General features: G+C 40.1%; 9 protein-coding genes. 4 read left to right on the top strand and 5 right to left on the bottom strand.

The features are described 5' to 3' along the window. Together Q8907_07110 and Q8907_07105 are read left to right on the top strand one after the other, a co-directional pair. Window positions 1–881: DNA recombination protein RmuC (locus Q8907_07110; protein ID MDP4274029.1), on the top strand; the 881-nt coding region annotated here is incomplete at its 5' end. A 33-nt stretch (window positions 882–914) separates the two neighbouring features. Then, window positions 915–1,475, top strand: a complete 561-nt coding sequence (locus tag Q8907_07105) for a class I SAM-dependent methyltransferase (GenBank protein MDP4274028.1) — start codon at window positions 915–917, stop codon at window positions 1,473–1,475. A gap of 79 nt (window positions 1,476–1,554) precedes the next feature. Here Q8907_07105 and Q8907_07100 read toward each other — a convergent pair whose 3' ends face one another. Genes Q8907_07100 through Q8907_07090 form a run of 3 tightly spaced genes read right to left on the bottom strand, consistent with a single transcriptional unit; the run spans window position 1,555 to window position 5,063 of the window. Next, on the bottom strand, window positions 1,555–2,661 hold the full coding sequence (locus Q8907_07100) for a hypothetical protein (protein ID MDP4274027.1): 1,107 nt from the start codon (window positions 2,659–2,661) through the stop codon (window positions 1,555–1,557). After that, on the bottom strand, window positions 2,645–3,886 hold the full coding sequence (locus Q8907_07095) for an acetate/propionate family kinase (protein ID MDP4274026.1): 1,242 nt from the start codon (window positions 3,884–3,886) through the stop codon (window positions 2,645–2,647). Before Q8907_07095 ends, Q8907_07100 begins: the two co-directional genes overlap by 17 nt. Before the next feature lie 16 nt (window positions 3,887–3,902). Continuing rightward, window positions 3,903–5,063 carry a hypothetical protein gene (locus Q8907_07090; GenBank protein ID MDP4274025.1) on the bottom strand — a complete coding sequence of 387 codons (1,161 nt, stop codon included), beginning with the start codon at window positions 5,061–5,063 and terminating at the stop codon, window positions 3,903–3,905. A 787-nt stretch (window positions 5,064–5,850) separates the two neighbouring features. Here Q8907_07090 and proB point away from each other — a divergent pair. Then, window positions 5,851–6,936, top strand: coding sequence for a glutamate 5-kinase (gene proB, locus Q8907_07085; protein ID MDP4274024.1), 1,086 nt, complete (start codon window positions 5,851–5,853; stop codon window positions 6,934–6,936). A gap of 63 nt (window positions 6,937–6,999) precedes the next feature. Further along, the gene (locus Q8907_07080; GenBank protein ID MDP4274023.1) at window positions 7,000–8,253 is read left to right on the top strand and encodes a glutamate-5-semialdehyde dehydrogenase; all 1,254 of its coding nucleotides are present in this window, start codon (window positions 7,000–7,002) and stop codon (window positions 8,251–8,253) included. A 3-nt stretch (window positions 8,254–8,256) separates the two neighbouring features. Here Q8907_07080 and Q8907_07075 read toward each other — a convergent pair whose 3' ends face one another. After that, entirely contained in the window at window positions 8,257–10,443 is a 2,187-nt protein-coding gene (locus Q8907_07075; protein MDP4274022.1) for a S46 family peptidase, read from the bottom strand. Window positions 10,444–10,567: 124 nt separating this feature from the next. Next, the coding region (locus tag Q8907_07070) for a HAMP domain-containing sensor histidine kinase (GenBank protein MDP4274021.1) at window positions 10,568–11,590 on the bottom strand (1,023 nt) is incomplete at its 5' end.

Below are 11,590 nucleotides of genomic sequence, written 5' to 3'. Positions count from 1 at the left end.
TTGAAACCGTCAGTAAACAGCTGATAGCCGTTCAGGAAGGCCTTGGCGAAATGAAAAACCTGGCGCAGGATGTCGGAGGATTAAAGAAGGTACTGAGCAACGTCAAGATGCGAGGAGGTATCGGCGAAGTACAGCTGTCGATGCTGCTCGAGCAGCTGCTGGCTCCCGAACAATATGAAGCCAATGTCAAAACGAAAAAAGGATCGCCGGATATCGTGGAGTTTGCCATCAAACTTCCGGGGAAAGACGACAGCCAGGGCGTCGTTTATTTGCCCATTGATGCCAAATTTCCCAAGGATGTTTACGAACAACTGATCGATGCTTATGATACTTCCGATACGGCTGCAATTGACGCAGCATCAAAAAATATAGAAAATGTTATCCGCAAAATGGCCAGGGATATTCATGACAAATACCTTGATCCGCCGGGGACTACCGATTTCGGGATCATGTTTCTGCCCTTTGAGGGCATCTATGCGGAAGTAACACGAAGGGCAAGCCTCTTGGAACAACTGCAACGGGATTATAAGATTATCGTAACCGGACCTACGACCCTGGCCGCCATCCTCAACAGCCTGCAAATGGGCTTTAAAACCCTGGCCATTCAGAAACGAAGCAGCGAGGTTTGGAACATTTTAAAAGCTGTAAAGACCGAATTCGGCGAATTTGGCAAGGTTCTTACTAAAGCGCAGGAAAAAATCCTCAGCGCCAATGATGAAATTGATAAACTGGTGGGTGTCAGGACCAGACAAATAAACCGTAAATTAAGAAGCGTTGAAACACTTAATCCCGAAGAAGCCCAGAAAGTTCTTGAAGAAGCAGATCCGGAAGCTTTATATGAAAACAAAGGACATGTAGATTCTAATAAAAATTTAAACTAACTTTCAACAATATTAATTTCAGATCTACTTATTATGGAAAAGGAAACAAATCAACGGGTTTGCCCGGTTGAAAATGCAGGGATGTTAGAGCATCCGTTAAGAAGATTATTTCAGAATCCCTCCAAAATATTAAAACCTTACATAAAACCGGGAATGAATATTCTCGAATTTGGCTGCGGACCCGGCTTCTTTACCTTGGATATAGCAAAAATGCTGGGTGAATCAGGAAAAGTTATTGCAGCAGACCTGCAGGAGGGAATGCTGGAAATCGTACGTAAAAAAATCCAGAACACAGCATTAAAAGACAGAATCGAATTATTTAAGTGTCCGCAGGATAAAATCGGAATTACTGAACAGGTCGATTTATTCCTGGCTTTTTATGTGGTTCATGAAGTCCCGGACCAGCACCGGCTTTTTACAGAAATCAAATCCATCCTGAAACCTGGAGGAAAGCTGTTAATCGTTGAACCCGGTTTTCACGTAAAAAAGAAGGAATTTGAAGCCATGACCGGAAACCTGATTGATGCCGGGTTTATTGTTGAATCAAGGCCTAAAGTCTGCTTTAGCAGGGCTATAATTCTGAAAAACAAATAAATACTGTTTTTAATGCAAAAAAGCCTTAAGTTTTCCTAAGGCTTTTTGAATTTATTTTGCAGTCTAATTGACAGTCATCTTATTTTGCTTCTTTCTGAACAAAGAGTTCCTTAACAACATCCTGGGCCATCTGGGAAACAATCTCAGGAAGCGGACGATAATTCAGGAAGCACCTTACTTCCGAACCAGCCTCAGTAATTTCAAATTCACGTTTTGAACTTTCCCAAGGGGTATCCTTCAGCTGAATTCCAAGGAAAGAAATAAAATCCAATATCTCTTTTATAAAAGGATTAAAGGCTTTAGCATATTTACCGGAGAAAACAATAGAATTAACCCCGTCAAGACCCGTGATTGCCTCACCTATATATTTAAAAATCTGTCCCTTATAAATGTCAAAAGTAAATTTCACTTTGGGATCTTTTTCATAGCGGAGAAACAACTTATCCAGTTCTTCGTCATAACCGCTCAATCCCAGGAAGCCACTTTTTTTCTTGAGGATGTCATCAATCTTAAAAATGGAGTAATTATAATTTTTCATCAGATGGAAAACGAGGCCGGGATCAAGGTCACCACAAGTACGGCGGCCCATAATCCCTTCCAGGGGGGTGCCTCCAAAACTGATGGTCATGGGTTGTCCATTATTTACGGAACAAATAGTGGTCAAATCATCTAAAACTATTGAAATCACCTTGCTCTTAACAGAAGGTATGGCAGAATTATATTTATGCCATAAACCCTGAAATCCCCAACGGCGGAAGTCTGTTTCCTTCAGATAATCATAAGGCACAGCATAATACTTGTCTGCTTCCGGCAAATTCAGGAACAATCCTGTTTCAAAAAAAGCAATTACAGGGATATTGGGAAATTCAGCATATAAAATTTCGATAAACTTACCGACAGCTGCAACATAAGCAGGCCTGACGCTAAGAAGCTCATTAAATTTAGGGAAAAAGCTTTTATCAACTAGTACACTCTCACCAAACTGGTCGCCCCCAAAGAGTAACCTTAAGGCAATAGCATCAGGCTTGGCGGTTCCGTTTAATTCTGTGAAAGTAGAAGCTAATAATCCCTTATGGCTATTAATTCTTCTGGTGCTTTCTTTAATTAATTCCCGGTTAATACTGCTGTCGCCTTCAAAGCTCCAAAATTTTATTTCTTTTACACCGGGATCAATTACTGTGATCATGTTCTATTTGTTTATAAGTTTCTCTTGCAATCATAATTTCCTCATTGGTAGGAATAACCAGGATACGGGTATGTGAACCTTTTTTCGAAATATCGGCTGTTCCACCATCATAAGCATTATTTAATTGCTCATCAATCTCAAGTCCCAGGCATTCAAGTCCTTTGCAGATACTTCCCCTGACCTTGGGCACTTCAACGCCCAGAGAATCGGTAAAGATCAATACATCGGGTTTCTGCAAAAGCAAGGAACAATAACCTATATACCTTCTTGCACGGTTGACGAACATATTGAAAGCCCTCTCAGCGTTTTTCTCATGTGAAATCTGATGAAGAGCATCCCTTAAATCTGAAGAGTGTTTAAAAATGCTTAATACCCCACTTTTTTTATTGAAAAGCCTTTCAGAATCAAGGGTTGACATTTTATTACTAAACATCAGATAAAACATCAGGGCGATATCCACATCACCCGAACGGGTATTCATCACCAGCCCTTCGAGCGGAGTAAAACCCATTGAAGAATCAATGACAACGCCATTTTTAATAGCGCAAACGCTTGCACCACCTGTCCCTAAATTAGTGGCAACAATTTTTAAATCTTCAGCCTTTTTGTTCAGGAACTTGCATCCCTGCTGCATTACATATTGGTATGAAATACCATGAAAGCCTATCTTGTTCAGTCCCAGTTTCTGGGTCATCTTCAAAGGCAAGGCATAAGTTGCGTTTTCTTCAGGAATGGTAGAGAGAAAAGCACTATCAATAACAATGTACTGTGGTTTGTCTTTATAATTTTTAGCACATTCTTCAACCACCCCGAAAATCATGGGATTATGAAGGGGAGCCAAACCAATGGTTGCCCTCAGATTTTCAAGGTCTTTGGAGTTGATCCGGGTAGTCTTTGAATAAGCCCGGCCTCCATTAACATACCTATGACCAAAGCAATCGATGTAAACATCAGGATAAGTTTGTTCATCCTCACGAATCAATTCCATGGCCTTTTTAAATGCGCTGACATGGTCAGGCAAATTGCCCTCAATAACTCTTTTATTGCCGTGTGTAATATGTGTGATCTTTGATGGCTCATCGGTTTTGATTCCTACCCTTTGAGCTTCTCCCTGAACAAGCTCGATTTCACCCGGCATGTGGATGATACGATACTTAAGAGAAGAACTGCCACAATTTAACACGAGAATATTTACACCTGGCAATTGACTTTCTTCTTTTTCCATTTTAACATTAATCTCTTTATATTTCGCTTTCATCCCAACCAAAGGTCGGCATTCCTATATGACGATATACAATCAGAGCTGTTCCGTATATAGATTTTTCCACATCCTCAATGGTCGGTTTAACCTGATCAGTCTCATAACCGGCACCGTATCCAATAGTCGGCAAGCCGAGTTCTCCATAAGTATAGGAGCCATCGGTAATTTCATGTTGCCAGTATCCAATTGAAACAGGTAAGTCGTTATCCTGCATCACTTCAAGAGAATGTAAGGCCAGAGGATGGTGACTTTCCATTTTCCAAGGCTTATAAACATTGGATTCTATCAGTTGAATATCGCCTTCTTCCAAATCTTTCGGCATGAGTGCCGAATTATCACCTATATAGGCTTTTTGAGCAATCTTTCTTGCATTCTTCAAAATAGTCTGTGTGTTTTCTTCCAGCACGAAGGTACGATCCACCATTACACGAACTTCGTTGCCACTAAGCACTTCAGAAGAACCATATTCGGCATGGCTCACTTTCAGGCTAGATTTCCCCAATTCATGGTCACTGGGAAGTTTGGAGGAAAGATGCTGCAACTCACTGATCAAATTTTCCTTAATCTGAGTGGATTCTACAGTTTTAAAATGCGCTTTGCCGGCCTTTTCTCTGATCAATATCTCATATTCTATTTTTCCTTTGTTCCCAATATTGATATTGAAATCAGTTGGTTCACAAAGTATTATCCCCTTAATATTTCTTCCTTTCAAAAAATGATTAAAGAGATATTTGATGGGGTGGCCACAAGGTTCCTTTTGAGGCAGGCAGCAAACAATCAGGTTACCATCCAGCGGAGCCATTGACCTTTTAATTAATCCACCTGCAAATATGGAGGTAGCCAGGCCTGTTTTATCTTTTTCCGAATGCTCACCATTTGCCTGAGAATCATTCTGCAATTCGACACCCATATTGGCAAGAAGCACGATATCGCCCTGATCTTTAAATCCTTTAATCAGACCGATCACATTCCCAGCCTCGTCTTTCTGTATTTGATCATACCTTAAGGACTTCATTTGTTTTTGGAGGAGATCGCAAAGAACAGTATAAGTGTCTTGTTCTTGCAACTGGTTAAGTTTAGCTGAAAATTCTTCAATACTTTCGCTTAAACCACCCAGTTTTTGTTTCATCAACGTATTCATAATAGATAGAATTAAAAAAAATACTTTAAATTAATAATGAACATAAAATCAATAATGAACATATATAAAGAATTCAATAAAATAACAAACCAAAAACCTGGTCTCCATCTTGTAAATTCAGGAATTTTTTGTCCTTGTCAGGTACAGCCTTTATGGCCAAATAGCGGAATAAATCTGAGTGCTTGTTTCCCTTTCGGGAAAATATGGTTAATAATTTATCACCTTGGTTATCCCTCACCATTTACAGGCAGTGGCATAAAAGTCCCGGATACCACACACAGCCTACATTTTTCTGGGGAACAAATATCAAATTTCGGTAAGTTCACGACAGGAAAAAATCCGGAATATTTAAAACCTCCTGTTTCAATTCCACTGAAAACCCAAAGAGGAATTTTTTCCTTAAAATTCGAACTTAAACAGGTGATACTTATAAATATATGTTAACTACACACATTCAAAAAGATCTTTGCCTAGACGAATTTCTCTTTACAATTTGAAGCAAAAGTAGAAAAAAAAAATATCCTACATCATTTTATTTAATATATTTTATTAATGTCATACATTTGGCTGTAGGCCAATTGTTCATAAGGGAGGTAAAGGTGAAAAAATGCGTTATTTTTTTAATTCCTATAAAAAAACAGGAGGGAAAAAGTCATTTTTTAATGAAATTTCAACCAACCTGTTTAGACAGGTTGAAATAAATGCCCGATGATATAATGATATTTGTCATGAATTTTATATCTTCGGAACTTTAATCATTCAGAATCAATAAAGTTTTTAAAGCAGGATGACTTACAAACGGATAGTCATAAAAATAGGCAGCAATGTGCTTACCCTTGAAAACGGGCTTGAAGATATCGAAAGGTTCAGGCACATCAGCAGCCAAATTGCATTTTTGAAAAAACAAGGGGTAGAAATCATCCTTGTTTCTTCAGGAGCAGTCGCTGCCGGCAGAAGTATGGTGAAACTTCCGGAAAATATTCATGATACGGTATCCACCAGGCAGTTGTTTGCAGCCATAGGGCAGGTAAAACTCATTAATACTTACAACGAGCTGCTTGAACCCCACGGGTTGCAATGCGCCCAGGTATTGGTGACCAAGGAAGATTTCCGGGACCGGCTGCATTACCTAAACATGCGCAATTGTTTTGCCACCTTGCTTCAAAACAATATTCTTCCTGTGGTAAACGAAAATGATGTCATATCGGTGACCGAGCTGATGTTCACCGACAATGATGAGCTGGCCGGGCTTATTGCTTCGATGATGGATGTGGATGCCCTGATTATTCTCACCAATGTGGATGGCCTGTTCAATGGCGATCCTTCAGACCCCAAATCAATGGTTATTCCCGTCATTGATAAAACAAACCTGAATTTTAATATTTTTGTTTCGGGCAACAAATCCCAGTTCGGGCGCGGGGGAATGATTACCAAAAGCAAAATGGCCCATAAACTGGCTCAGACAGGAGTTACGGTTCATATTGCAAATGGGAAACGAAACAATATATTGCTCGACCTGCTCGATAACAAACCTATGGGAACCAAATTTCTGCCCCTTGAAGGCGCTTCTACCCTGAAACGATGGATTGCATATTCCGAAGAATATGCCAAAGGAACAGTATTCGTGAATGAGGGTGCCAAAGTTGCCCTGCTCCGCGAGGACAAAGCATCAAGCCTTCTTCCGGTAGGCATTACCAAAACCGAAGGCAGCTTCGATAAAGGCGATATCATTAAAGTAATGGATGAAGAAGGCCATTTTATTGCCCTTGGCGTTTCTCAGTTTAGTTCCGAAAAAACCAAAAGCATCCTCGGAAAGAAAAACCAAAAGCCCCTGATCCATTACGATTACCTTTACATCAACCACGAAAAATAAAATTTACGGCCAATCCGGATACGACAAACAGTAAATAGCCGAAATAAATTCAACTTGTCAATTATGGAAAATTGTACAGAAAAAATAAAAAAGGTTCAGGAAGCCAGCCGTGAGCTGGCCATTATGGAGGAGGATACCATCAATAAAGTTCTGTGCGATTTGGCAGATACTGCCGTTGCCAAAACCGCGTATATCCTGGAAGCAAACCACAAAGACCTGGTCCGCATGGATCCTGCCGATCCCTGTTACGACAGGTTGCAACTCACCCGGGAACGCATTGAGGGCATTGCTGCAGACATTAGAAACGTTGCCCGCCTCGATTTCCCATTGGGAAAAGTCATCCTCGAACAAACCCTGTCCAATGGGCTCAATATTTCAAAAATCACGGTACCTTTGGGAATAATCGGAATTATTTATGAAGCCAGGCCCAATGTAACATTTGACGTGTTTTCCCTATGTTTCAAATCAGGAAATGCCTGTGTCTTGAAAGGAGGAAGCGATGCCGAATATTCAAATATTGCAATTGCCGAAATCATTAAGGAAGTACTTCATAAGTATAACCTGGATGAAAATATACTTTACCTGATGCCGGCCTCCAGAGAGGCCACAGAAATCATGCTTAATGCAGTGGGATTGATTGATGTGATTATCCCCCGTGGCGGTAAAGGCCTGATTGATTTTGTCAGAAACAATTCCAAAGTACCCGTTATAGAAACCGGTGCAGGAATTGTGCATACCTATTTCGATGAAAGCGGGGATTTGGAAAAAGGGAAAGCCATTGTTGAAAACGCCAAAACACGGAGGGTCAGTGTTTGTAATGCCCTGGACTGCCTCATTATCCACCGATTCAGATTAAATGACCTTCCCTCACTGCTTGCTCCGCTTGCAGCAAAAGAAGTGGAAATTTTTGCTGACGGGCCCGCCTATGCCTCATTAAACGGGAAATATCCCCGGAAACTCTTATATCCTGCCACTCCGGAACATTTTGGAACAGAATTCCTTTCCCTTAAAATGGCCATTAAAACAGTTGACAATCTGGAGGAAGCCATCAACCATATTACCCGATACGGTTCAAAACATAGTGAGGCCATCATTTCAGAGGATGAGAAAAATATAGAAAAATTTCTGGCAAGGGTTGATGCTGCTGCTGTTTATGCAAACACATCCACAGCATTTACTGATGGCGCACAATTCGGTCTGGGCGCAGAAATTGGCATCAGCACCCAGAAACTTCATGCCAGAGGCCCTATGGGATTGAATGAGCTGACTTCCTACAAATGGATTATACAGGGCAAGGGGCAAATCAGAAAGCCATAGCCATTAGCGGAAATGAATATCCATTTCGCTGATCAGATTTTTGGCCCCGGCATATTTGTCAATAATAAAAAGGATATAGCGGATATCAACCGAAATATTGCGGCAAATATCAGGGTTGAAGCTTAAATCGCCCATGGTTCCTTCCCAGTTTCTGTCGAAATTAAGCCCAACCAGCTGCCCTTCCCCGTTAATCACAGGGCTGCCAGAACTTCCCCCGGAAGTCTGGTTGTCGGCTAAAAAACACAACTTCATCGTATCCTTATCGGCATAAGGGGCAAAATCTTTAGCCCAATAAAGTTTTCTTAATTTTTCAGGCACCTGATTCTCGGCAGGATTGTCATTTTGTTTTTCCAGCATGCCTTTCAGAGTTGTAAAATAATTATAGGAGACAGCATCTGCAACCTTATACCCCCTCACCTGCCCGTACGACAACCGAAGAGTGAGGTTTGCATCGGGATAAAGCTTCTGATCCCCTTTCATTTGCTTCAAAGCCTCCAGATATATCCTGTTTAAATAGTCAATTTTAAGATTGATGCTGTCCAAGGCAGGATAAATCTTTTGAAAAGCCAAATTAACCAGGCTAAAATAAAATTCAATTGCCGGATCGTGATAGAACTGTTTCAGCCGCTTTACGGAAAAAGTATGGAGAAAGTCAACCAACCTGTTGCTGTCAGGCAGATATGAGGTAGAATATAAATAATTCACATATTTTTTGACACTGCCTCCAAACTGCCTGTCAATTTTATTAAATGCAGAAGGCCAAAATCCATAGTTTACCTTCGACCGATAAAGAGTTACAGCCTTAATAAAAAGTTGTTTATCCGTCTCCTTATCATAATTCTTATAAAATGTTTTATAATTGGCCAGCAAATTTGTTACCGCTTTATCTACCTGATCTTTAGAAGAAAGTTCCGTGAGCGAAAAAAAAGGCTTAAACATAGTTGCAAAATTCATCAAATCAAGCGTATAAGTATCCTCATAAAAATAATCACCCGCTAAAACATAAGGTTTGAGTTCGTTGTAGTACTGCTGATAATCACTCAAAATATGGCCATAACGATAGTTACGAATGCTATCGGCCTGAACCCAGGAAGTAAACTGCTTTTCATCCTCCCTCTTCCTGGCCAATACATTCATCCTTTTTATTCCATATATTTCGCCCGACCATTTTTTCCAATAATTCAACAAATTGGATATTTTATCCGCATATTTTGCCTTCAGTTGAGGATTTTTCGACAGGGCAGCATTTAGAACATCAAGTTTGGTCTGCCTGATCAATATTTTAGAAGGATTGTCAATCTCCATCAATTGTTTCAGGGCTGCAAAAGGAAGATATTCGTCTGTATATCCCGGATAGCCCATTACCATGGTAAAATCGTTTTCCCTGACACCTTTTAAAGAAATGGGGAAATATTTTGCCGGCCGGAAAGGAATATTTTCGGGAGAATAGGAAGCAGGCTGGTTATTTTTACCTGCATAAATCCGGAATAAAGCGAAATCGGCATTATGACGGGGCCAAACCCAGTTATCCTTATCACCGCCAAACTTTCCAATACTGACAGGAGGTGCACCAACCAGCCTAATATCTTTGTATTCTTCAGTAACATAGAGATAATAATTATTCCCTTTAAAAAGCGGTTTTATTTCAGCTTTATAGGATGTACCCTGTACAGCTTTCTTTTCAAGCTGGCTGCAAACAGCATGAATAATCGCAATGCGCTTTTCCTCGTTCATCTGGTCATTGACAAAGGAAAGCACCTGCTTTGTAACATCTTCCATTCTGACCAGAAAAGTGACAGACAACCCCGGACAAGGCAATTCCTGTTGCCGGGAAAATGCCCAGAAACCTTCAGCCAGATATTGATGAGCGCCGTTGTTCAGAGATTTGATCTGCCCGTCACCGCAATGATAATTTGTAAGAAGAAGCCCCTGATCCGAAATAACAGCTCCTGTGCATCCATGGCCAAAAATAGGAACCGCATCTTTCATACTGGCATGGTTTATACTGTAGATGTCTTCTGCCGAGAGTTTAAAACCTTTTTGCTGCATTTCTTCAATGTTGTATTTGTTCAGCAAAACAGGTACCCATAAGCCTTCTCCTGCAGAAACATCCAGGCAGTAAAAGGGATAAATCAGGAAAACCAAGATCTTAAATAACTGATATTTTAGATAGTTTAAACGAACAAACATAAACAGCAGATATATTTCTTTGAAGTTTAAAAATCAAAAATACCTAAAATACCCCAATTTAAAGAAAAGAATAAATATTATCCCGAACCAGTATAACACAAATAAACGTTGAATTATTCTATGGTCAATCTTTACTGACGGGTTCGTTATAAATATAGGGTATGGTAAAATTGAAGATAGTTCCCTTGCCTTCCTGGCTTACCACCCAGTATTTTCCACCGTGTCTGGAGATAAAATCAGTACAAAGCGATATTCCTAGTCCTGAACCAACTTCACCAGAAGTACCTTTCCTTGAAACCGGTACATCTGTATGAAAAATCTTACTGATCAATTCATCAGACATTCCAATTCCCTGATCAGCGACGGAAACACGAAGTTCATTTCCCTGGTAATCCAAAGTCAGATCAATTGTGCTTCCCGGGTAGCTAAATTTAATCGAATTAGAAACCAGGTTTCTGATAATGACATTGAACATGTTGGGATCAACTTTCACCGGCTTTTCCTTTCCCGTTAAATGCACTTTAATAGTTATTTGTTTCTTTAAAGCCTGCTCATCCAAAATTTTCAAACAGCCAAAAACAAGCAGCCCTATTTCAAATTCAACGGGATTGAATTTAATAGTACCCCTTTGTGAACGTGACCATTGAAGAAGATTCTCAAGCAATTCGAATGTATGTTTGGAGGTATCGTTAATAATCTGCAGATATTTTCGGATTTCCTCATGGGAATAGTTGTCTAAATTGTCGATTAACAACCTGCAAAATCCAAGTATGGAGTTAAACGGACTGCGCAAATCATGAGCTAAAATGGAAAAAAGCTTGTCCTTGGAAGAGTTGAGCTTTTTAAGCTCATCCCGTTGGACCTTCAGCTCTTCCGTTTGTTTCTCAATAAGTTGCTGATGTTCTTCAAGCAAAGCATTAATTGAATTCAGTTCTTCGGTTTTCCTGACCAGCATCTGATTTTTCTCTATAATTTCCATGGCCCTTTCTTCCACCATACGGTTAAGGACCACATTCTTTTTCTTAATGCAATTTAAACGCTCCTTGTACAAGCCTATGATCGCCGCAGCAATCAACAACAATACAAACAACTTGAATAACAAGGTCTGCCAAAAAGGGGGTTGGATGATAATGACCAGTTTCTTCCC

It is taken from the genome of Bacteroidota bacterium (genome assembly GCA_030706565.1).
GTDB lineage: Bacteria > Bacteroidota > Bacteroidia > Bacteroidales > JAUZOH01 > JAUZOH01.
This window is presented reverse-complemented; position numbering and strand designations above follow the sequence as displayed.